Annotated in this window: 12 protein-coding genes; 10 read left to right on the forward strand and 2 right to left on the reverse strand. The window is 48.2% G+C overall.

All coding sequences use genetic code 11. The features are described from left to right. The first annotated feature begins 2 nt into the window (after positions 1-2). From AC5JBY_RS10810 to AC5JBY_RS10825, 4 genes are all read left to right on the forward strand, one after another. Positions 3-1,874 (forward strand): STN and carboxypeptidase regulatory-like domain-containing protein, encoded by a 1,872-nt coding sequence (locus AC5JBY_RS10810; RefSeq protein WP_495904596.1) that lies wholly within the window; start codon positions 3-5, stop codon positions 1,872-1,874. Between the two features lie 347 nt (positions 1,875-2,221). Then, positions 2,222-4,759, forward strand: a complete 2,538-nt coding sequence (locus AC5JBY_RS10815) for a DUF8693 domain-containing protein (RefSeq protein WP_495904597.1) — start codon at positions 2,222-2,224, stop codon at positions 4,757-4,759. Between the two features lie 108 nt (positions 4,760-4,867). Beyond that, the gene (locus AC5JBY_RS10820) at positions 4,868-10,093 is read left to right on the forward strand and encodes a T9SS type A sorting domain-containing protein (RefSeq protein WP_495904598.1); all 5,226 of its coding nucleotides are present in this window, start codon (positions 4,868-4,870) and stop codon (positions 10,091-10,093) included. An 83-nt stretch (positions 10,094-10,176) separates the two neighbouring features. After that, on the forward strand, positions 10,177-11,610 hold the full coding sequence (locus AC5JBY_RS10825) for a hypothetical protein (RefSeq protein ID WP_495904599.1): 1,434 nt from the start codon (positions 10,177-10,179) through the stop codon (positions 11,608-11,610). Positions 11,611-11,712: 102 nt separating this feature from the next. Here the strand turns inward: AC5JBY_RS10825 and AC5JBY_RS10830 are convergent, their stop codons facing one another. Then, positions 11,713-13,101 carry a hypothetical protein gene (locus AC5JBY_RS10830; RefSeq protein ID WP_495904600.1) on the reverse strand — a complete coding sequence of 463 codons (1,389 nt, stop codon included), beginning with the start codon at positions 13,099-13,101 and terminating at the stop codon, positions 11,713-11,715. Between the two features lie 159 nt (positions 13,102-13,260). Beyond that, the gene (locus AC5JBY_RS10835; protein WP_495904601.1) at positions 13,261-13,821 is read right to left on the reverse strand and encodes a helix-turn-helix domain-containing protein; all 561 of its coding nucleotides are present in this window, start codon (positions 13,819-13,821) and stop codon (positions 13,261-13,263) included. Positions 13,822-14,088: 267 nt separating this feature from the next. Between AC5JBY_RS10835 and AC5JBY_RS10840 the strand changes: the two genes are divergently transcribed. The 6 genes from AC5JBY_RS10840 (at position 14,089) to AC5JBY_RS10865 (ending at position 23,749) form a co-directional block, all read left to right on the forward strand. Next, entirely contained in the window at positions 14,089-15,021 is a 933-nt protein-coding gene (locus tag AC5JBY_RS10840) for a helix-turn-helix domain-containing protein (RefSeq protein ID WP_495904602.1), read from the forward strand. Positions 15,022-15,159: 138 nt separating this feature from the next. Beyond that, positions 15,160-16,563 (forward strand): TolC family protein, encoded by a 1,404-nt coding sequence (locus tag AC5JBY_RS10845; protein WP_495904603.1) that lies wholly within the window; start codon positions 15,160-15,162, stop codon positions 16,561-16,563. A gap of 17 nt (positions 16,564-16,580) precedes the next feature. Further along, positions 16,581-19,808 (forward strand): efflux RND transporter permease subunit, encoded by a 3,228-nt coding sequence (locus tag AC5JBY_RS10850; RefSeq protein ID WP_495904604.1) that lies wholly within the window; start codon positions 16,581-16,583, stop codon positions 19,806-19,808. 16 nt (positions 19,809-19,824) lie between these two features. Then, positions 19,825-20,949: an efflux RND transporter periplasmic adaptor subunit gene (locus tag AC5JBY_RS10855; protein WP_495904605.1), complete on the forward strand. Its 1,125-nt coding sequence runs from the start codon at positions 19,825-19,827 to the stop codon at positions 20,947-20,949. A gap of 21 nt (positions 20,950-20,970) precedes the next feature. Then, entirely contained in the window at positions 20,971-21,954 is a 984-nt protein-coding gene (locus AC5JBY_RS10860) for an aldo/keto reductase (protein ID WP_495904606.1), read from the forward strand. A gap of 133 nt (positions 21,955-22,087) precedes the next feature. Beyond that, positions 22,088-23,749 carry a sensor histidine kinase gene (locus AC5JBY_RS10865; protein WP_495904607.1) on the forward strand — a complete coding sequence of 554 codons (1,662 nt, stop codon included), beginning with the start codon at positions 22,088-22,090 and terminating at the stop codon, positions 23,747-23,749. Positions 23,750-23,847: the final 98 nt, after the last annotated feature.

Consider the following 23,847-nt stretch of genomic DNA (forward strand, 5'->3'; position numbering starts at 1 on the left):
CTATGAAACACGAAGCAGGATTGGTAAGGGCCACCTTACTGGCAGTTATTTTATTGATTTCTTCAGGAGCGTTGGCACAAAATGTTCTGAACAGAACAGTGAGCTTTCAGGTAAACCGCCAGCAACTGGACCAGGTGTTGGAGATATTGAGCAACAAGGGCAACTTCTACTTCTCTTACAACAGTAATATCATTAAAAGGGATAGTCTGGTTACGTTGAATGTTTACAATAAAACGGTAAAGCAGGTAATGGAAGCTTTATTTCCTGAAGGGTATGAGTTCAAGGAAAGCGGCAACTACATTATCCTGCGCAGAACGCCTATCAGGATCTCGATGGTCACGGAACGAACGGCCAGTGAGGAGAAGGTATATTATGTAACCGGCTATATATTGGATGATCAGACGGGCGAAACAGTCAGCAATGCCAGTATTTACGAGAAGAATCAATTAGCCTCTGCCATTTCCGATGGGCAGGGGTTTTTCAGGCTAAAGCTGAAAAGCCGCTACAGCAAAGCAGCACTCACAGTAAGTAAATCATTGTATGAGGACACGACCATTGTAATAGAACCTAAATACAACCAGCGCGTTTCCATCGCCATTATACCGGTCCAAAATTCCGATAAGACGATTACGATCACACCCTATACATTCAATGCGCCCGATTCCATAGTTATAGCCGTGCGCAAAGCAGACAGCACACACTGGATATATACCTATCAAAAAGCCGACTCTGCCATGGTAGGAAAAACAGCTGTAGGTAAATGGTTGCTGACGACCTGGCAAAAAGTGCAGGCCATTAACTTGCAGAAGTTCCTTACGGCGCGACCCTATCAGCTTTCATTATTACCTGGCTTAAGTACCAACGGACGCCTCAACAGCCAGGTCATCAATAACGTGTCGTTGAACGTATGGGGCGGTTATTCTGGTGGGGTTAATGGCGTTGAGCTGGCTGGCTGGTTCAACATAGACAACAAAGATGTGCGATGGGTACAGGCGGCTGGCCTGGTCAACATAGTGGGAGGACAGGTAGACGGCGTGCAACTGGCAGGTATACATAATACAGTGGTTGATAGTGTGACCGGATTTCAGGCAGCGGGTATCTCCAACTTTGTGAACCGTCAGTTTATTGGTGCCCAGGTGAGTGGTATCTATAACCATGTGGGAGGTAGCATGAATGGATTGCAGGCCGCTGGCATAGGCAACTTCGGCAACAGCAACACCAAAGGCGCGCAGATAGCCGGTATACTCAACGTAAACCGCCGCGATCTTAACGGAGCGCAGATTGCAGGTATACTCAACGTAAACTTCCAGGAAACGAACGGAGCGCAGATCGCGGGGATTATTAACTATACTAAAAAACTCAAGGGCGTGCAGATTGGATTGATCAACATTGCCGATACCTCCGATGGCTACAGCATTGGCCTGATCAATATCATTTTTAAAGGCTACCATAAACTGGCCTTCTATGGCAACGAAGTATTCCCTTTTAACGCAGCCTTCAAAACGGGCAATTCAAAATTATATAGTATCCTGATGGCTGGCGTAGAGCCTACCAAAGACAAGAAAGCATACACATTCGGATATGGTCTGGGAAAAGAATATTACATAAATAATAAGTGGAGAGTAAATGCAGAGATCACTACACAGCAGGTTTACCTTGGTTCCTGGGAGTATTACAATTCCCTCAACCGGGCCGAAGTACATTTACATTATAAGCTAAGCAAGCACTTCTCCCTATATGCCGGACCATCGATGTCTGTTTATTACTCAGAGCAGAAAACCAAATTCGACGGCTACAAAAGCAATATACGTTCCATGAAGGATGATGACTTCGAAGTTTGGTCAGGCTTCACCGTTGGATTAGATATCTTCTAACAGGCATTCATACGCTAACAATGTTCATTCAGGGTCGAATAATTACTCACAGTGTTACGTAAATAGTAACCCTTACAATTTCGCTGTAATGATTTGCAGTAAAGCATTTTAGCTTGCTGACACCCCATTTACACATATGCGAAAATGATAACTGTCTAAAAAGACATATACCACACATTGTGTGCTTTGTGTGGATGGAGATATTATATATATCTGGATTCGCTTGAAGCAAGCAGTAACTTTATTTAGGTTTGTGTTAAGTCAATTGTTCAAGTCCTATCCTCATTAGTCAATCTCCTGTGTAATCAGTATCACGGTTACTATCCAATAAAATTATCCCGGATCGTATGAAAAACTTTACCCATTCCATTCAACAGGTGTGCTATAACCGCACGCCACAGACAATCACCCACACGGTTCTTCTCATTTCCATATTATTGACTACGGCACTTGGTGCTGCTGCTACGCCTGTAGTCTCTTTTTCACAACATCCTTTGCCGCGCACCGCTTGTGCAAACGGTACTGCCACCTTTTCAGTGGTAGCCAATGGTACAGGCACGTTAACCTACCAATGGTATGTAAGTACGAATGGTGGGGGAGCCTGGAATCCGGTAGCCAGTGGAAGTACTTATTCCAACGTAAATACAGCCAGCTTATCAGTACTCGTGGCCACCCCCGCTATGAACAACTATCAGTATCGTTGCGAGGTAACAGATAACTCAGGTACTACTCCGTCCAATGCGGCCTTGCTGACAGTAAGTGCAACGGCGGCGCCGACGGTCAAAACCGGCAACACGTCGGTATCCATCTGTGCCAACGGTGGAGGTAGTATATCTGCACAGTTCTTTTCAGGGCTTGACTATCAGTGGCAGGTGAGTACCGATCACGGAAGCAACTGGAGCAACATTGTTGATGGAGCTCCCTATGGCGGTGCGACAACAAGTATGTTGACCATCACTACTCCTGGTCTTTCTTTCGATAGAAACCTGTATCGTTATGTCGCTACCAATACAGTTACCAATTGCCAGGCTACCAGTGGGCTCGATACGTTGCATGTATTTCAACCAGTGTTCAGTACACAGCCTACAACGCCCCTTGCTGTCTGTACAGGCAGCAACGCTACCTTTACCTCGGTGGTGTCCAGTCCGCTTGCACTTACCTATCAGTGGACGCGACAGTCTCCCAGCCCGTCAACGACTTTGACCGATAATGCTACCTATAGCGGTACATCTACCAATAGTTTAACAGTTACGGGTACCACAACAACTATGAACAATCATAGATTCATAGTAACAGCTACCGATGCGTTTGGATGCGCTACTAATTCATCACTCGTTACATTAAACGTATACAATTCGCTTGCGATCAATACACATCCGCGTGATACGTTTGCGTGCGCCAATACAATGATCAATAATGCATTCAGGGTTACGATGTCAGGTGGTAGCCAGCCGGTGACCTATCAATGGGAAACGGACAATGGCTCCAATGGAGTGAACTGGTTACCGTTTGGTTCGTCTACAGCCACCACCAGTACGACCAGCCTGTTGAGTTTTACCAGCAATGTCCTCCTGTCTATGAATGGACACCGCTTCCGTTTATCTATAACAGGCACCTGTGGAACAATCTATTCCAACGAAGCGATCCTGCGGGTACTGGCCGATGGCACCTGGAGAGGAACCACCAATACCGACTGGCATACGGCCACCAACTGGTGTGGAGGTATACCTACCAGCACTACCGATGTGTTGATCCCCAACTGGGCGCCGCGTATGCCTACCATCAGTGGTAATATAGGTTACTCCCGTGCGCTGCATATTGAAAACAATGCCAAACTTACCATCAGTGGCGGTACAACCTCCATGAGTGGTCCTTTTAATATAGAAGGCACAGTGGCATACACAGCTGCTGGTGATCAACCAATACTACCTGCTGCCCATGGCTCGCTGGAGATCAATGGTAGTGGTAACAAGTACATGACAAGCAATATCGACATCAGTCATAACCTGGTACTGGGTGGCACAGCCAAACTGGTAACAGACAATAACATCCTCACCATGAAAACCGGCAGCAATCCGATAAGTGGTGCAACCTTCAACGGTGCAGTCACGAGTTGGATCGTTACCGGTAATGGCAATAGTGGAACAGGTAATACAGGTCTTGGAGGCTTACGCATCGAGCAGGTAGATGGTGCCGACGGAAGCGTGTTATATCCTGTAGGTGCTACACCGGCAGCTTACAATCCGTTGCTGCTTACCAACACAGGGACTGCTGATCATTTCACCATTGCAGTAAACGATCAGGTCATTCCCGGCGTTGCTTTCCAATCAAGCATCGATCGAACCTGGCAGGTGTCGGAAGCTACACCTGGTGGAAGCAATATTGCTTTGGAGCTGAGGTGGGCCGGTCCTGAAGAACTGTCGCAGTTCGATCGTACGATAACAGAAGTGATACGTTCAGATGGATCCAATATCGTGCAGGCCAGCAGCACAGCGGCTGCCAGCGGTTCCGGTCCATATACGAGAGGCGCCAATGCATTTAGTGTACTTACACAATTCAGTGTGGCCAGCCATTCTTCGATACTGCCCATCACGGGCAGGCCGGTACAGCCAAATAACCCGTTAACCAATCTCCATATAGCGTTGAGGCCATCAGTTACCAGTAAGGAACAGGCCAATCTCTACATTAATCTTACCTCCAAAAACCGCCTGTCCATTACCATCATCGATTTGATGGGTCGCGTGCAATACCACAAAGCCGCGCAGCTGGACAAAGGCGGGCACAACCTGGTGCTGCCGGTTGGCCATTTGGCCAAAGGCCTCTACTACGTTCGTGTTACAGACTTCAGCACTATTAATCAATCCCTGCACCTGATAAAACAATAAGTCAGGGAGGAACACACATCTGTTGCCAGCAAAATAGCACTATGACCCAATAAGAATACCAGGAGCATCATTGCTCCTGGTATTCCTTACCACCTAAAATAACACCGTATGAAAGTACCTCTCCTCAAATGGTATAAGCGAGTTATACCCTTACTGCTCCTGTTTTGTTTATTTGGTAATCGATTGTCGGCATTTTCGCCGGATTGTCCCATCGTGGCAGCCAATTTCTCGGGCTTGTCTGATGGTACTACCGTCAACAACGGTACTACCGGCTGGTTCATCAACTCAGCCAACGTAGCTTCCGGAGCAATATTCTGGGTGAAGTCCAATCGATTTCATGCACAGGAACTGGGAGGAGAGGGCGTGTGGTATTCCAAAGTATTTTCAGTGGCAGGCTATACCGATTTCCAGATCGCCACCAAGATCACTTCGGAAGGAGATATGAATAGTTCAGAGTATGTGAAAGTCTATTATAAGATCAACGGAGGTGCTGAAATATTGCTCGATCAGCGTACGGGCAATTTCGGCACCATTGATTTTGTCTCCCCTTTACTCAATGGCAACAACGTACAATTTGTTGTCAGGATTTACAACTACAACAACGGAGGCTCACAAACCTCCAAGTATTATATCGAAGATTATCGGGTGTTTAAAGAGCATGGTCCTTGTGCAGGCGGTATACCGGTATCGGTCTCAGCAGGTAATAATGGCGTGCTTACCTGTGCCAATGCTTCATTGACACTGAGCGCCAGTTCATCTGCTTCAGGCGTTACATATAGCTGGACAGGCCCCAGTAGTTTTACTTCTACCTCTCAGAATCCGGTGATTACAGTGGCAGGTACTTACAATGTAGTAGCCACCAGTAGCACGGGTTCAGGCTCAGCCAGCATTACCATTACCTCAAATAAAACGCAACCCGATGTTACGGCTACAGGCGCTTCACTTGGATGCGCCAGCAGCGTTACGATCAACGCTACCTCACCGGTAGCCAATGCGCAATATGCGTGGACAGGTCCAGGCTTCTCCAGCACCCAGCAAAATCCGGTGGTCACCACGGCAGGAACATACACGGTCGTCGTTACCAATCCGGCGAATGGTTGCACTGCATCACGTCAGGTGCAGGTAACGGCTGGTGGCAGTGTTGCCCCCGGCACATTCTGGCTCGAAGACTTTACATTTGCCAACGGTACTACTTCAGATGCAGGTACAACAGCCTGGACGCTGGAAAATACAGCAGCCGGAACATTCTCTGTGCAGAATAATGAGCTGATGGCTTCCTTTAATGCTGCCAATGAAGGCGTATGGAAATCGGATGTTATCAATATTTCCTCCAAAAGCAATGTGGTGTTTTCATTGAACCTGCGCAGCGGCACGGCTGGATCGAGCGATGCATTTGAAGACGATGATTACATCAGGGTTTACTATAAGCTGAATGGCGGAGCAGAAACTTTGCTCTTCAGTGATATCAATGGATTGAAAGGTACCACCACCGGTACTGCTTATGATACAGTGACTTCGTCGGTATTGAATGGTTCCAGCCTGCAGATCATTGTGCGGTTGAGAAATTCCAACAGTACCGAGCGATACTATCTCGATAATGTAAAACTCACCGGATACAATACGGGCACGGCACCGCTGGCTGTTTCAGTAAATGGAGTAGCAACCTGTACGTCCAATGCCCAGTTGCAGGCCACTGCCACCAGTGCAGTTTCTTCCTGGTCGTGGACAGGGCCAAACAGTTTTACGTCTTCTGCACAAAATCCTTCGGTAAGTGTGGGAGGTCAATACATTGTAACAGCCAATTTCACCGATGGCTGTTCGGCTACTTTGCCTGTAACAGTTACGGAAAACAAAACTGCGCCTGGTGTTACAGCCAGCGGCGGCAGCCTTGCCTGCTTTAGTAGTATTGTTATCAATGCCAACTCGGCATTGACTACGGCCACTTATAGCTGGACTGGTCCCAACAGCTTTGCCAGTACAGTGAGAAACCCTTCAGTTACTGCTGCGGGCACCTATACGGTTACAGCTACCAACCCGGCCAATGGATGTACATCCACGCAGTCGGTGCAGGTAACACCTGCTTATGGCGTTGCTGGTAATTTGTGGGTAGAAGATTTCACCCTTTCCAACGGCACTACTTCAGACAATGGAACTACTGCCTGGACAGTGCAGATACCATCCGGAGCTACGGCTGCTGTAAATAGCAATCAGCTCAGATTTAGCAATGTTGGTACCACTAATGAGGCCGTGTGGACATCCGGCAATATTAATATTGCCGGTAAAGCAAACGTGAGCATTACAGCCGGTGTAAGAAGTTCTATTACTGGCAGTGCGGTCATGAACGAGACCGGTGAATTTGCAGATTACATACGTTTCTATTATCAATTGGATAACGGTGCTATTGTGCAGTTTAGTGAAAGACGTGGCGTGATCAATAGCCATAGTACCACATTGACGAATTTATCGGTAGGCTCATTGAGTGGCAGCAGCTTGCGCATCATTGTGCGCGCCAGGGCCACTGGCAATGATGAGTTCTATCATTTTGATAATGTAACAGTGTCCGGTTCCGATCAAAACACGCTGTCGGTAATAGCTGCAGCGAACGGTACTATTAATTGTAGTAACCCCGCAGTAACCCTGACAGGTACTTCGGCAACCGCCGGCCTGAATTATAATTGGTCAGGTCCGGGTGGATTTGCGTCCACACTGCAAAGCCCATCAGTTTCAGTGGCGGGCATTTACCAATTGACAGTAACTGATCCTTCAACCAATTGTACGGCCACAGATACAGCATTGGTAAGCACAAGCCTGGTGGCCGGTAACATCTGGCAGGAAGCATTCCCGGTAAATGGCATCAACGTTGATACAGATGCAACGCCATGGTCGGTGCAAGCGCCGTCGGGTGCTGTTGCCGCTACCAACGGCAATCAGTTCCGCGTTAGCAATACCGGTACTACAGGAGAAGCGGTATGGACATCCGGCAGCATCAACATTGCAGGCAAAACCAATGTCACCATCTCTGCCGGCGTGAGAAGTTCTATCACTGGAAGCGCTGTGATGAATGAAACGGGTGAATATGCAGACTACATTCGTTTATACTATAAGCTCAATAATGGAGCTGAGGTACTGTTCTATGAGAAGAAAGCGGCTGTGAACAGTCATAGTTCAACACTGACGCCGGTTAGCATCAGCGCATTGAGCGGAAACAACCTCCGCATCGTTGTGCGTGCAAGAGCCACCGGTAATGATGAGTTCTACTACTTCGATAACATGCTGGTGACCGGCGAATCAGGCAGTGGCCTCAATGCCAGCGCCACAGTAAGTGATACATTGACCTGTACCACTACTTCCGTTACCTTGTTGGGTAGTTCAACTGCTCCGGGCGTAACGTATAGCTGGACAGGCCCAGGCGGATTCACGGCATCTACACAAAATGCCAATGTAACAGAACCTGGTGCGTATACCCTTACGGTGGCCAGTGGAAGTTGTACAGGTACAGCCACTGTTAACGTAGTGCGCGAGTACCTGCCACCAGCTAACCTCACAATTACACGTTCAACCAGTACAGATACCCTGACTTGTAATGTAAACCATGTAATTATTTTTGCCAGCTCTTCAACCGCAGGTACACAATATACCTGGACAGGCCCCAATGGTTATATTGCCAATGGTCCTGGCATCACGATATTCAATCCGGGCGAATACACAGTAGTGGCCCAACATCCGGTAAGCGGTTGTAGAGATACAGCTTCCTATGTTGTTCATGTGAACAGAACATTCCCGGGAGCATCCACAAACCCGATTACTGCATTGCTTAGCTGTACCAATCCAAGTATTGTAATAACAGCAGGTTCTACTGCTACAACTGTAAAGTATAGCTGGACAGGACCTGGCGGTCTTACTGCCACTGGCCCTACCGTAACGGCTACTGCGGCGGGTAACTATTTCCTGCTGGTAACAGATACGGTGAATGGTTGTACTACTTCCACAACAGCCACTATGGTTGAAGGAAGAACGACACCTTCCGGTCTTACGATCACAGCACCATCAAATGCTGATGCCATTACCTGTACGAATAGTCAGGTAACACTTACCGGTAACGCCGCTTCAGGCAACGTCAATTACAGCTGGACAGGTCCCGGAGGCTTCCACGCCACCACTTCTGTCATCAATGCTACGGTAGAAGGAGAATATACTATGACAGCTACAGGCACTGCCAGCGGATGTACTGCCAGTGTGAAACGTACGATTGTGCGGAATATGGCAGCACCGGCCAGTGTGAGTATCACACCTGTTCCTGCCAATGCACAGATAACCTGTACATTCGAAAATGTAACCCTTACCGGTAATTCTGCTACGCCTGGCGTAACCTATAGCTGGACCGGGCCTTCCTTTACATCGAATATTGCCAATCCTGCTGTAAATACAGCAGGTGCTTATGTGCTCACAGTCACTGATCCAGCCAATGGTTGTACAACAACCGCCAATATAACAGTGACCAGCGATAAGACACCGCCTGCAGGTGTAACAGCCTTCAGTGCCGACTTGTTGACCTGCTTTAGGGAAACAGTTAACATCACAGGTAACTCCGGAACACCGGGCGTAACCTATAGCTGGACTGGTCCGGGCGGATTTACAGCCAACACACGGATAGCACCAGTATCAGTGGCTGGTCCTTACCAGTTGAAGGTTACCAACCCAGCCAATGGTTGCTTTGGTAATGCGGTGGCCAACGTAATGCAGAACATTACAAAACCGGATATCAGTGTGTCCAATACCGGACCGCTTACCTGCGACATATTCGAAGTGGAGATACAAGGTTCATCTACCACGGCGGATGTCGATTATAGCTGGACAGGCCCTGAAGGATTTGCATCGAACTCGCCGGTTGAATTTGTATACACGCCGGGCGATTACATACTCACGGTACTCGACCTGAACAATGGCTGTTCGTCCATCGATACCACAACGGTCTTGCAGGACCTTACAGGTTGTCAGCGGGCAGGCACTGCAGCAAGATCAGCAGCCACGCAATCTGAAACAGCTGCGGGTAAAATGAGTACGGCGACACAGGTTGAATACAGGGCTTACCCCAATCCGTTTACCAACAGGCTCAACGTGGAATTCAAAACGCCACAAAATGCCCAGGTCAACGTAGGGATTTATAGCGCGGTAGGTACATGCAATAAAGTATTGTTCAATGGTAAAGCACAGGCAGGTCAGTTGTACAAACTGCCATATGATGCCACTGTGCTGCCACCGGGCATGTATTACTGTGTAGTGAGGATCAATGAAAAAGTCTATACAATTAAGCTGATAGCGATTAAGAAATAAGTTTTTTGTAAAGGGTCAACTGCCGGGCATGAAGCATTCATGCCGATTGCCCGGCTTTTTTACTTGCCTAAATCCAATGGAACATGAATAAACCATTACTTAACAACTGCAAATACCTGTTGACATTATCCCTGTTGATAGGTAGTCTTGACCACGCTCTCGCAGAGTCCCCTAAACCGGAAGTAGGCGCAAAGCTGCGACCGGTGGTTATTAAAACAAATCCTGTAAACCTCTGGGTTGAAAATTTTACACTGCTCAATGGCGCCGTTGCAGGTTCAGGTACTATACCCTGGACTACACAGTATACCGGCCCGGGGCAGGCTTCACAACGATTTGCTACCTATGGTAATGAATTTCGGGTAAACAATATTACCGTAAACGGTACAGGCACCTGGAGATCGGGCATCATCGATATTGCCGGTAAAACCGACGTGCAGATAAGCATCGATGTACGCAGCGGCATTACGGGAAACGGCTCACTGGATGATGACAACAGCGAACATTATGACTACATCAGCGTACTGTATAAAATTGATGGCGGTGCTGAACAGTTGATCTGGCAAAAGCGCGGCGCTATCAATAACAACAGCAATCTCTACGGCACCATTACAAAGGATTCCCTGAGCGGAACGACGCTGCAGGTAATTGTAAGAGCAAGGGCAACTGCTACCGATGAGTTTTATTTTTTCGATAACGTGATCGTTACGGGCGTCAACCCGGCTGCGGTGGATGCATTGGCTACTGTGAGCGGTACGCTTTCCTGTATTAATAATACGGTACAGATTTCCGGCAGCTCTTCTGGTACCGGCGTTAGCTATAGCTGGACAGGCCCGGAAGGCTTCACTTCCGGTGATCAACAAGCCAATGTAAGTGTGGCGGGTGACTATACATTGACAGTTACTGGCCCCGGTGGTGCAACAGCAACAGATGTCGTTACGGTGCCGGAAAACAAATCATTCCCTACGGGTCTTACTGCTTTCGTCAACGACCAGCTCACCTGTTTTATTTCTTCAGTAAATATCAATGGTAATTCCTCTACGCCAGGTGTCAGTTATAGCTGGACAGGACCGGGAGGGTTCACGGCTTCTACAGCCAGTGCGTCAGTAGCAGTAGGAGGTTTATATACTTTGAAGGTCACCAACCCGGCTAATGGTTGCTTTCGTACAATAACACTTACTGTGACAGAAAACAAAGTAGCTCCTGCGGATGTGGCGGCTGTCGCTTCAGGTATACTTACCTGCACCGAAACCCTGGTTACTTTAACAGGAAGTTCTTCTACACCCGATGTAGATTTCACGTGGACAGGTCCCGAAGACTTTTCATCCTCCTCTCCCGAAGAGTTTGTGAGCGTGCCCGGTAATTATACATTGACAGTTACCAACCTGTTGAATGGTTGTGTAACGACCGACACAATAACCGTAAAACAAGATCTTAGTGAATGTCAGCGCCGTATAACCGTTACTGATCAACCAAAGAGACAAGGTCGCCAAGCCCTTGCTGCCGTACGCTTTAACTAAAAGGTGGTAAGCGTCTCTGATTAGCGCATCCCCGGCCTACGCCGGGGATCTTTTTTGTCAGGCTGCACTTCTTGTCAGGCTGAGCCTGTCGAAGCCTCGCCCTTACATCCTCATCAAATTCGGATACAACCTGATGTACAACTGACCGCTAACAGGATTCTTCCCATACAGTTTATCCAGCTTTTGATCGGCATTGTAGATAGAGAGGTGGCCACCTACGGCCAGCCTTGCAGGGCCAAGTTTCAATACATTGTAGTTCAAACCGGCAGTAAGTGCATGTACACCATAGATGGCATCATGGCCATATTCATGTTCATCGAGGTCAAGCTCTTCAGTCGATTTCTGTACAAACTCATACCGGCTATAGAAAGCCCATTTCTTTACAGTCCACGAGCCTTCCAGCAAGGCCGCATGCTCGCCATCATGACCAGCTGTTTTATTCATGCCCCACAAGGCAGTAACATTGAGTGATTGATCATTTTTCATTGGTAAACTATACACAGCAGAAGCAGTAGTACGATTTACATCTTCTTCTCCATGCAGTGCTTCGGGACTCTTTACAAAACCATGCGACACCTGGAAAGCCCAATTGGCAGTAGGGTTATAAGATACACGTCCACTCCAGGAATCGAAACGCATCTTGTCAAAATTGTAGCGATCTTCATCAGGCTCACGACCAGTAAAAGATGAAGCCTCTAACTTGAACTTATCCAACCGAACCCCCAACGTAGCTACACCGAAAGTGATATGCGTGCCATCATTCCAGTGGTGACTGAGTGGTGCATCGGGATTGGGCAGTGCTGAAGGGCGGTGCATGAAAGCTACAGAGCCCAGCGCCGGCTCACCGGGATAACCAAAGTAACCAAACACATCTACCTTCTTTGAAATAGCATGCGTGTAACCAACTGATAATTCAGAGAACAGGTCATGCGGGTGTTGACGATCAACCAATGGTTTACCTTTCCAGGATTCTCCCGATTGAAACAACAGAGGATAACCAGAACCACCTGCAATGGGGGCATCGAGCGACATCATCGCGCTGAAGCGAAACAATCCTCTTTCACCAACCCTGCGTTGCCCCATCGCCATAAACCAGTTGGGGGCATCCCATTTCTCGCCACCTCTCACTCCTTTGTTTCCGATGTCCTGCCTGTTGTAGCGGAGAAATACACTTCCATGGATCATGTACATCCATTTCTTTGAATGCAACATGATACCATACATAGGCGAAGCATCGGGCAGCCAGCCGGTACCCGAACCATTACGGTTCATAGGCGCGTTCAAAGAAAACGCATGACTCATGGGCGCGCCCATGGGCATGGTACTGTCGTGACCTGCATGCTTGTCAGGCATCACATGTCCTGCATGTTCATTAGAGGAAGCAGGCTTTTGCGCAGGCTTCAAAGTGTCCTGCTGATGATGTTCATGCTGCGCATAAGTAGCTGTGAAAGCAAGAGTAGCGATGAGCAGCGCTGGTAATGATTTGTGCATATAGCTTGTTTTAAGCGGTGACTAATGATGACACAAAACTATTACCAGGGTAGGGGGTAGCTGTTATACCATTCCGGGTATTGTTTATATAATTCAGCGAAGTCTGTTAAAGAAAGTCTAATTGCACAGCTTAACTGTCAGACTGAGCCTGTCGAAGTCTTAAACGTTGTCCAGCGGCTTGCGGTTATGATCCTTCAGCTTCCTGAACTCGGAAGGCGTGAATCCGGTTACCTTTTTGAATTGCGCCGAGAGGTGGGCCACGCTGCTGTACCCAAGTTGAAACGTGATCTCACTGAGGCTGAGTTCACCATAAGCCAGCAGTTCTTTTACACGTTCTATTCTTTGAAGGATGACATACTTCTCGATGGTCACACCTTCTACTTCCGAGAACAACTTGCTGAGGTAAGAGTAATCTTTGTTCAGAGCCTCGGACAGTAGTACGGAGAACTTATGGTTGTCGTCCAATTCACCCGCATGAATGAGTTTAATAATAGTAGTACGTATCTGTTCGATGGTCTTGCTCTTCTGGTCGTCCAGTACCTCAAAACCAAGCGCCTCCAGGTTGGTCCTGATATTGCCCAATAGTTTACTGTCAGGCACTTTGTCCAGTTCCACTTCACCCAGCTTCACATGCAGCGGGTGCAGGCCTTCCTTTTCAAATACCTGCTTTACCACCATGATACAGCGGTTGCAGACCATATTTTTGATGTAGAACTCCATAGAACACAAATGTAATAAGTTGTGAATGGTGAATAAAGAGTTACAAGTTTCAAGATGCAAGTTACAGGGGCTTCCTTGCAACTGGCTGATTAATAGTAATGATGTCTTTCCTGTATGAGCCCTTGAAACCCGTAACCTGAAACCTGTAACCCATTTTTTGCCAAACCCGTCGAAAAGGAATGCCCGTCCATCTTACCGGGCCGCCAATCCGTCTAATTTTAAAAACATTTTAATAACGTCATTGTTTGAATTTCATAATTTCGATATATGGGCAAGGCGGAATCCATCAGTGATTTTTACAAACGTATCGGCACCCCTGCAGCCGAAGCCGGACGGGTGATTTACGATAAAAGAGACCAGCGGCAGGACGGGGGACACCTGAACGTGTACAAGCGTAGTGATTTCTACTGTAAAACATATTCACCTTACAACCGGCGCGACTTCTACAAAATATCCCTCATCATCGGAGAGGGCATGTTGTATTATGCCGACAAAGGAATTAAAATAGATAAACCTGCCCTGCTGTTTTCCAATCCTACAATACCTTACGCCTGGGAAGCCAGCTCATCACAGCAGGAAGGGTACTTTTGCCTTTTTGATCATGAGTTTGCCGACCGCACCCAGCGCAATGAAAGCATCATGGAATCGCCCCTGTTTAAAATAGGCGGCGATCCTATTTATTTTGTGACACCACAACAGGTTGATTTTCTCTGCGATATATTTGCTAAAATGCAGGCGGAGATTGCCTCGGAATATATTCATAAGTACGACCTGCTGCGCAATTATGTAAACCTTATTATCCATGAAGCATTGAAGTCGAAACCTGCTGATAGCTATTTTCAGCATACCAATGCATCATCAAGAATAGTAGCCTTATTCATAGAGTTATTGGAGAGACAGTTCCCGATCGATTCACCCGAACATGTGTTGCGACTGAAGACAGCCGGAGACTATGCACTGCACTTATCTGTTCATGCCAATCACCTCAATAGGGTGGTGAAGGAGATCACCGGCAAAACAACGACAGAGCATATTGCCGATCGTATTGTGAAAGAAGCGAAAGCATTGCTATTACACACGAACTGGAATGTGTCGGAGATCGGGTACAGCCTGGGTTTTGAATACCCTGCCTACTTTAATAACTTCTTTAAAAAACAAACACTCCAGACACCCCGGACCTTCCGTGCTGCGGTTGTTTGATTTTTATAATTATTTGTTTGAAATGTATAACGGCTGGGATGATTGCTAAAGGTACCTTTACATACTCAAAGAAAGTAAAACCTTACAAGCGATCGCCTGCCATTCTCTGGTATCACACTCAGATTGTAATTCACAAGCATGTCAAGAAATCAACTGGTTAGCCTGATAGGGCTGATGGGATTCATTTGTTGTTTCCACGCAGCGGAAGCGCAACAGGTACTCACCCTCAAAGAGGCTGTACAAACAGCCCTGCAGAATTATAGCGCCATTAAAGCAAAAGCCAATTACGTCAATGCCTCCAAAGCTACCGTGAAACAAAGCACGCGGGAGTACCTGCCCGACCTCAGTGTTTCCTTTCAACATGATTATGGAACAGTGAATGGACAAACAGGTCCGTTGTACGCGTTGCGCGGAATTAGTTCTGCCTCCTCTTCCGGACAGCCCATGGCCGAACAGAACTGGCACTCAGCTTTCGGCGCATTGTACCTCACAAATGTAAACTGGGACTTCTTTGCCTTTGGCCGCGCCAAAGAAAAGATCAAAACAGCGCAGGCAGTAGTAGCACGCGATGAGAGCGATCTTCAGCAGGAACAGTTCCAGCACGAAATACGCGTATCAGCCGCTTATATGAACCTGCTGGCTGCGCAGCGGCTCACCCAGTCCTGGCAAAACAACTTCGACAGAGCTGCGACCTTGCAAGGCATTGTAACTACGCGGGTAAAGAATGGCCTGAATGCTGGCGTGGATTCATCACTGGCCAATGCTGAAGTGGCCAACGCAAAAATAGTGTTGATACGCGCCAGAGATTATGAACAGGAGCAAGCCAATCAACTGGCTATATTGATGGGAGTGCCGGCACAGGAGTTTAAACTGGACACGCAGTTTGTTGCACGTATACCAGCCGCTTTCTATGATTCGGCTGCCAGCCACCCGCAACACCCCTTGCTTACTTTCTTCCAGCGTCGTATCGACCTCAGCAATGAACAGGCGAAATATTTCAAGACCTTTAATTATCCCACCTTCACGTTGTTTGGCGCATTCCAGGGCAGAGCCTCCGGTTTTGAGTGGGATTATGGCATTCAGGGATTTGATAAATACTCACACAGCTACGGAAAAGGCATCAACCCCGTGCGCGCCAACTACCTGTTGGGAGTAGGCATGGTGTGGAACCTTACCACGCCTTTGAGAATACAACACCAGGTAGCATCACAGAAATTTATTTCGCAAGCTTTGAAAGATGAATATGATCTTACCGATCAGCGGTTGAAAGCACAGATAGTACTGGCAGATAACAAGATCAAAAATGCACTGGACAGTTACAAAGAAGTGCCGGTACAGGTAAAAGCTGCATCCGATGCCTTTTTACAGAAATCGGTATTATACAACAATGGCCTTACCAACATGGTGGATGTTACACAGGCCCTCTATGCAGTGAATCGCGCAGAGACCGATCGCGCCATTACCTATAATAATGTATGGCAGGCTCTCTTGCTGAAAGCTGCCGCCACGGGTGATTTCGCTTTATTCTTTAATGAATTTTAACTGAACGAATCGTAGTTATGGGACTGATCAGAACAGCACTTCGAAAACCTATCTCCATATTGGTACTGGTGGCCGGGTTATTATTTTTTGGCATTGCCGCTGTGCGTACCATCAAGATAGACATCTTCCCGCAGATGAACCTGCCGGTAATTTATATATCGCATCCCTTTGGTGGTTACTCCCCCTCACAAATGGAAGCTTTCTTTGGAAAGCAATATGTAAACCTCCTGTTGTTTGTGAACGGTATCAAAACGATTGAGACGAAGAACACTCAGGGGCTTACACTGATGAAAGTTACCTTTTACCCCAGCACCAATATGGCGCAGGCCGCTGCGGAGTTGAGCGCTTTCTGTAACCGGGCGCAGGCCATCTTCCCGGCTGGATCGCAGCCACCATTCATTATACGTTTCGATGCCTCCACGTTGCCGGTGGGTCAGCTGGTATTGAGCAGTCCTACCCGCACCAACAATGAATTGATGGATATGGCCAACGTGTACGTGCGATCTGCCTTCACGGCCATACCAGGTATTGTGAGCTCGCCACCCTTCGGCGGTAACATACGTACCATTGTTATCAAAGCCGATCCTGAATTGTTGCGCTCACACCAGCTTACACCCGATCAGTTGGTGGAAGCCTTGCGTGTCAATAACCAGATATCGCCCGGAGGTAACGTGCGCATTGGTGATTACAACTATATCACACCTGCCAACACAATTATCAAAACAGTAAAGGACTTTGAGAACATGCCATTGTACAAAGGTGGTGTGCAAAACCTCTACCTGCGGGATGTAGCTACTGTAGAGGACGGCGCCGATATTACGATGGGTTATGCCCTGGTAAACAGCAAACGTTCCGTGTATTTAAGTATCGCCAAATCGGCCGACGCTTCCACCTGGGAAGTCGTGCAGAAATTGAAAGCTGCCCTGCCCAAATTCCAGGCACAGCTTCCTGAAGATGTGAAGCTGTCGTATGAATTTGATCAGTCGGTATATGTGATCAATGCGGTAAAAAGCCTGCTGAGTGAAGGAGCCATTGGCGCCATTCTTACTGGATTGATGGTACTGATGTTCCTCGGAGATGCCCGCGGCGCATTGATCGTGATCCTTACGATCCCCACCTCTATTATCGCAGGCGTATTGTTCCTGCAACTGTTTGGACAAACCATCAACATTATGACGTTGAGCGGTCTGTCACTGGCCATTGGTATCCTCGTCGATGAATCGACGGTAACGATAGAAAACATTCACCAGCACCTTGACATGGGCAAGCCCAAGGCCAAAGCCATTTGGGATGCCTGTAAAGAAATAGCGTTTCCCAAATTACTCATCCTATTCTGTATCCTTGCGGTGTTTGCGCCGGCCTTTACCATGCAGGGCATTCCGGGATCATTGTTCCTGCCACTGTCTTTAGCGATCGGATTCTCCATGATCGTGTCTTATCTCCTTTCACAAACATTTGTCCCCATCATGGCCAACTGGATCATGAAATCACACAAGGGAAAGCATCCGCCCGTAATGCCAGCCGGGCATCATGACGACTGGGAGTTGAAAGCGGCTATGGCAGAAAGAACAGATACGGACAACAATGGCAAGCTCACACGCTTTGAAAAATTCCGTGCCCGTTACATGCGATTCCTCGATCGCCTGTTAAAATTCCGGAAGCCGATAGCAGCACTTACATTAATAGCAGCCATCGCATCAGTGGTGCTGTTGCTGTCCAGTATTGGACGCGATGTATTGCCAAGAGTAAATGGCGAACAATTCCAGTTGCGTATCAGGGCCCCGCAGGGTATGCGGATAGAACGTACGGAAGAAAAAACAATCAAAGTATTGAACATCCTCGAGCAGATGGTGGGGAAAGAAAATATAGGGATCACTTCTGCTTTCATTGGTCAACACCCCGGACAGTTTTCCACCAGTCCCATCTACCTGTTTACCGGTGGTCCACATGAAGCCGTGCTGCAGGTGAGTCTGCATGAAGGATATAAAGTGAATATGGATGAGTTGAAAGAAAACCTCCGGAAAGAAATAACGAAGGCTCTGCCGGATGTTAAATTGTCTTTCGAGCCCATCGAACTTACTGATAAAATATTGAGTCAGGGATCACCAACCCCGGTGGAAGTACGCATCGCAGGCCGTAATAAAAAACTGAATGAAGAGTATGCCTACAAGATAATGGACAAGCTGGCGCAGATCAGCTACCTGCGTGATATTCAGATTGCACAGCCACTCAAATATCCATCGCTCAATATCAACATAGACAGGGTGAAGGCAGCACAGCTGGGAGTTGATATATCTGATATCTCACGCTCGCTGGTTGCTTCTACCTCCTCTTCTCGCTATACCGAAAAGAACGTGTGGCTGGATGAAAAGGCTGGCTTGAGCTATGCCGTACAGGTGCAGGTGCCGGAAGTTAAAATGGCCAGCGTGCACAGCATCGGCGAAATACCGGTATTGAGAAACATGCCGCGACCGGTGTTGAGCGATGTAGCTACGATTGAAGCAGATACTACTTATGGCGAAAACGATAACCTGGGTGCCATGCCCATCATATCGGTTACAGCCAACCTGGTGAATACGGACCTCGGAACAGCTACTGATGATGTGAAAGCTGCCATCGCCTCACTGGGTGAATTGCCCCGCGGCCTCACCATTGAACCGATTGGATTGGGAACGGTATTGACGGAAACGCTGGACAGTCTCCAATCGGGGTTGATCGTGGCTATCGTGGTGATCTTCCTGATGCTGGCAGCTAATTTCCAGTCATTCAAAGTATCCTTGGTAGTTTTGACTACGGTTCCGGCAGTGTTGCTGGGAGCATTGCTGATGCTACTGGCTACAGGCTCTACGCTCAACCTGCAATCATACATGGGTATCATCATGTCGGTGGGCGTATCCATTGCGAATGCAGTGCTGTTGATCACCAATGCGGAGCAGTTGCGCAAGCACAATGGCAATGCCTTGCAAAGCGCCCGCGAAGCAGCGGCACTCCGTTTGCGACCCATCCTCATGACGAGCGTGGCGATGGTGGTAGGCATGGTGCCGATGGCGGCAGGATTGGGAGAAGCAGGCGACCAGGTTTCTCCGCTGGCGAGAGCGGTGATCGGTGGACTGGTAGCTTCTACATTTGCTACCCTGTTGCTGCTGCCCCTCGTATTTGCCTGGGTACAGGGCAAAACATCTACCGCTTCCGTATCACTCGATCCGGAAGACAAAGAGAGCAAGTTTTATGTAGGCGAAGAATAACTATAAACATCGAATTATGACACCTAAACATATTGTATCCCTCACATTGGTTACCCTAAGCATCGGCTACACAGCCTGCAACTCTTCACACGGAGAGAAAAAAGCAGAGAGTGCGGTGGCGGCAGCGCCGGCCGCCCTTGATGTGTTCCCCCTGCAGAAAGATAAATTATCTACTGCCTTTCAAACACCGGCAGAACTGATCGCCTGGCAGCAGGTAGACCTCTATGCAAAAGAGAACAGCTTTGTGCGCAAACTATATGTAGATGTGGGATCGGAAGTAAAGGCGGGACAACTGCTTGTTTCCCTCGAAGCACCCGAACTCAATTCTCGCCTGGCAGCTGCTGAATCGAGATTGAAATCGCAGGAAGCGATCTATACAGCCAGCAAGTCCCAATACGACCGCTTATACGAGACCAGCAAAACACCCGGAACCATTTCACAGAACGATTTGGACCAGGCTGCTGCACGTAAGAACTCCGACCTGGCACAATGGGAAGCAGCCAAAGCAGCACACAAAGAAGTGATGATTACCCAAGGCTATCTCGAAATAAGAGCACCCTTCAATGGTGTCATCAGTGCACGTAATGCCAACCCCGGCGCTTACGTCGGCCCTTCCGGTAAAGGATCGGAGTTTCCCATGTTTACGTTGCAGGAGCAACGGAAGCTGAGGCTGGTGGTGTCGGTGCCGGAAGCATACACCGGATACCTGGATAGCAAAACCGCCGTATCATTCACGGTGAAGGCGATGCCCAACCAAACCTTCAAAGGACAGATCAACCGTTTGTCCGGAGCATTGGATGCAAGGCTGCGTTCAGAACGTATCGAGATCGATGTAGACAATAACAACAAGCGATTACTGCCCGGCATGATCGCGGAAGTAAACATTCCTTTCCCTGCGAAGGACAGCACCCTGATTGTTCCCAAATCAGCACTGGTCAATTCCACGGAGCGCACATTTGTAATACGTATCGCCAACAACAAAGCAGAGTGGGTGGATGTGAAAAAAGGCCGCGAGTCAGGTGGTAAAATAGAAGTGTATGGCGGTACCCTGCAACCCGGCGATCAACTGGTGAAGAAAGCAAGCGAAGAGGTCAGGGACGGATCAGACGTTAAGAATGTAAAGGCTGTAGCAGCATTTTAAATACTATCTAAATCGAAACGTATGCAATACAGAACACTTGGAAAGACGGGAGAGCAATTGTCGGCCATCGGATTAGGTTGCATGGGCATGAACCATGGCTATGGAGAGTTTGATGAAACAGAATCCATTGCCACATTGCATCGTGCGCTCGACCTCGGTATCAACTTCTGGGACACTGCAGACATGTATGCAAAGGGAAAGAATGAAGAACTGGTCTCCAAAGTATTGGTGCCCAACCGCGATAAGATTTTCATTGCTACCAAGTTCGGGTTCCGCTGGCGTGAAGATGGTACCACTTACTTCGACGGCTCTGTAACCCACCTTAAGCAGTCGGTAGAAGGTAGTTTGAAACGTTTGAAAATTGATACCATCGACTTATACTATGCCCACCGCATCGATCCCAATGTGCCGGTGGAAGAAATGGTAGGAGCCATGGCTCAACTGGTGAAAGAAGGGAAAGTGCGCTACCTCGGACTGTCCGAAGCATCGGCAGCATCCATCAGGAAAGCCTATGCAGTACATCCCATCGCTGCCCTGCAAAGTGAATATTCATTATTGACGCGTGGCGTAGAAGCAGAGATATTGCCCCTGCTCAGGGAACTGAGCATTTCATTGGTGCCCTATAGCCCATTGGCCAGGGGACTGATTACTGCTACAGTACAAAGTAGAGATCAACTGCCGGCCGACGACTTTCGCAGAACATTGCCCCGCTTCGATGAAGAGAATTGGGACAGCAATCAGCGGATGGTGGCTGCCTTTGCCGAACTGGCCAACACCAAAAATATGACACCTGCACAACTGGCCTTAGGATGGGTGCTGGCACAGGGGGATGATATAATTCCCATTCCCGGAACCAAGCGGCGGAAATACCTCGAAGAAAACGTGGGCACAATAAGCGTGAAATTGACACCTGCGGACGTACAGGAGATCGAAGCCTTGTTGCAAAAGTATCCCACCGCCGGAGATCGTTACAGAGAAGGAGCGATGAAGCTGGTAAATAACTAAGCGGCGGCCACTCGTCATTTACCACTTGCGTGTTTTCCTCTTCCAAAATGTGTGATTTAGCGCAATTCTTCGTACTTTTCTTACGTTGAATCCATGCCTGTAAAAGACCAGGGCTCTCGCTAAATCACACAACATGAAAGGAATCTCCATTACCCGGTGGTTCAGAGACGTCTCGATCGCTAAGAAACTGTACTTCACAGTGGGCATTATGGCCCTGCTGATTGCTATAGAGCTGGCGGCACTCACTTTTTCCATCAACACACTTTCCTCAGTAAGAGCCTACGTAAATGGAGAAGGACTTTGGTCTAAAGCCCAGAAAGACGCTATGTACCAATTACTGAAGTATGGACGTAGCAGGAATGAGGCCGATTACCAGAAGTTTAAAGATTTCATGAAAGTGCCGATGGGCGACCACAAAGCGCTGGTAGAACTGAGCAAGCCCGAACCGGATTTAGCTATAACCCGGCAGGGGTTGATAGAAGGCCGTAACCACGAAGACGATGTGGACGGCATGATAAAACTGTTTAGAAGATTTGCCACAAACGATTATATCAGCCGGGCCATTGAAGCCTGGTCGAATGCCGACAGGCTGGTGCCAGGCTTTTACGTCATTGGCGAAAAGCTACACACCGAGATCAACTCGGCCAACGTATCTGCCGAACGGATCAACGCTATTCTCGAAGAGATCGATCCACTCAATGAAAAGATCACACCCTTCGAAGACAAGTTCTCCTTTACCATGGGCGAAGGTTCCCGCTGGTTGGAAAGCCTGATATTACAGATACTGTTCATCATTGCCCTTACAGTAGAATTGACCGGGTTGATACTTGCCATCGTTGTAAGCCGCAGTATCCAGAAAGGATTGAATGAAATATTACACTCTGCACAATCAGTGGCCCAGGGCGATCTAAGCAGTCGCGCAAAAGCATTCTCCAAAGACGAGATCGGCATATTAGCTAATGACTTCAATAAGATGGCTGCCGAACTGGAGCGAATGACAGATGTGATCCAGGAAACCAACGTCACCCTCGAAAGGAAAGTATTGCAACGTACGGGCGAACTGGAACGCAAGAATAAAGAGCTGGAACAATTTGCCTACGTAGCTTCCCATGATCTGCAGGAACCCTTAAGGACCACTACTGGATTCGTGGAAGCATTGCGCAAACAATACAGAGGAATGTTAGACGTTCATGCCGACAGGTACCTCGATTACATCGCACAGTCATCCGACCGCATGAAGACGCTGATCAAAGACCTGCTCGATTATTCCCGGATAGGGCGGGAGAAGCAGTTTGTGCCGGTAGATTGCAACGCGATGCTGAACGAAGTGCTCACCGACCTGCAAACAGTCATCCATGAAAGCGGCGCTGTGGTGGTATCAGGTGGACTACCGGTAGTCAATGCCTTTCCCACCGAATTGAAACTACTCTTCCAAAACCTGATCAGTAATTCCATTAAGTTCAGAAAGCCCGGTATGCCACCGGCCATTGATATTCACGCAGAGAAGGAGAACGGCTACTGGAAATTCGCTGTTCGTGATAATGGCATTGGCATCGACCCCAGCCACCAGGACAGGATCTTCATCATCTTCCAGCGCCTGCACAACCGCTCCGATTATGAAGGATCGGGTATTGGCCTCGCCCATTGCAAGAAGATCGTTGAACTGCATGGTGGAGAGATATGGGTAGAATCGGCAGCCGGTAAAGGCAGCACTTTCTACTTTACCATCGCAGAGCACCCGGCCCATACCGAAGACACACACCTCAATGGCGCCCGACAGGCCATCAACCTCTAAACACTTACCGCCATATCCCTGAATGTGGCCATTGTCTGGTGTTCCTGTACACCGGAATTTTGCTTGCCCTGAAAAAAAGACCTGATACAAACAATCAC

The sequence above is a fragment of the Paraflavitalea sp. genome (assembly GCF_059502485.1).